General features: G+C 58.9%; 1 pseudogene. It reads left to right on the top strand.

The window, feature by feature from the left end:
- Window positions 1–64 precede the first annotated feature (64 nt).
- Window positions 65–1,641, top strand: a pseudogene (locus FQ755_RS36000) (IS3 family transposase).
- Window positions 1,642–1,681 lie beyond the last annotated feature (40 nt).

Here is a 1,681-nt window from a genome sequence, read left to right as displayed (position 1 = left end):
CCCCCGGTGTCATAGTAGTTGTCGCCTCTGAATTTTTTTAATTTGAAGAAATCAGAGGTGTAGGTTGAAGACGAAACAAACGTATTCTGTCGAGTTCAAAGAGCAAGCGCTGTCGAAGGTCTTGCAACGCGGGAGCCGCAGCGTTGGATCAGTGGCCGATGAATTGAACATGAACGCACTGACTTTAAGGAAGTGGATGAGAGGTAGCGCCGCAGCGGGTCGAAGCTCGGACTCCGGACACGCAAAACGTCCAGAAGACTGGTCGCTGGAAGAGCGGCTGGTGGCTTTGCATGAGAGCCACGGGCTGGTTGACGAAGTACTGAACGCATGGTGCCGTGAACGAGGCCTGTTTGCTCATCACCTTGCGGCGTGGCGCGTGGATTTTTGTGCCGTCGTTGGGACCGATAGCCGACGCGAGAACGCCCACGAAGTACGGGATTTGAAGCAAGCCAATGTGCAACTGCAGCGCGAATTGAACCGCAAGGAGAAAGCGTTGGCTGAAGCAGCAGCGCTGCTGGTGCTGCAAAAAAAGTATCGTGCGTTGTTCGAGGGCGAGGCCGAATGACGGTCCTTGAAGAGCGCAAGACATTGATCGGGTTGATCAACGAGGCGACCCTGGCCGGGTCACGCCAGACGCCCGCGTGTGAGGTGCTGGGGCTGAGCGCGCGTACAGTGCAACGTTGGCAAAGCGGCGAACCGGACGCGGTGGATGGGCGCTCGTTGCGGCGCTATGAGCCACCCCACAAGCTCTCTGCCGACGAACGCGCTGAGGTCTTAGCGGTGGCGAACTCGGCCGAATTTGGTCATCTGCCACCGAGCCAAATCGTTCCGCGTCTGGCTGATCAGCAACGCTATATCGCCTCGGAATCGACGTTCTACCGGGTGCTGAAAGCCGAGAAGCAGCTCGCCCACCGGCGTAGCGAGCGGCCGGTAAAAGCCTGCGGCAAACCACGAGCAGTCCGCGCAGACGCGCCGAATCAGCTCTACAGCTGGGACATCACGTACCTGCCGGCGATGATCCGCGGGCAGTACTTTTATCTGTATCTGTTTATGGACGTGTTCAGCCGAAAGATCGTCGGCTGGCAGGTCTATGCCGAAGAGAGTAGCGCACAGGCCAGCGAGGTGCTCAAGGATCTGTGCGCGCGTGAGGCTATACAGCCCAACCAGGTGATTCTGCATTCTGACAACGGCGGTCCGATGAAGGGCGCCACGATGCTCGCTACCTTGCAGAGCCTGGGCGTGATGCCGTCGTTGAGTCGTCCGGGCGTGAGCAACGACAATCCCTATTCGGAATCGCTGTTCAAAACCCTGAAATACCGGCCCGCTTATCCATTAGCGGCGTTCGATACCGTGTTCGCTGCGCGCGGCTGGGTCGCGGGACTCGTGCGCTGGTACAACCACGAACATCGTCACAGCGCGATCCGTTTCGTGACGCCGGCCCAGCGTCATGCCAACCTTGACCGGGACATCCTGGATCGCCGCGCGATGCTCTACAAGGCTGCGCGCGAGCGTCATCCGCTGCGCTGGAAAGGCGCCACGCGCAATTGGCAGCGCATTCATGTCGTGCATCTGAATCCCGATCACGCTGAACAAAACAGCGCCATCGCGCAACCCCGGCACCAAGAGCGAAAAGCAGCGTAAATCTTATGCGGCGAGGCGACAACTACCTTGAAAACTTCCG

Origin of the sequence: Paraburkholderia sp. BCC1885 (assembly GCF_900996235.1) — a bacterium.
In the GTDB taxonomy this organism is placed as follows: domain Bacteria; phylum Pseudomonadota; class Gammaproteobacteria; order Burkholderiales; family Burkholderiaceae; genus Paraburkholderia.
This window is presented reverse-complemented; position numbering and strand designations above follow the sequence as displayed.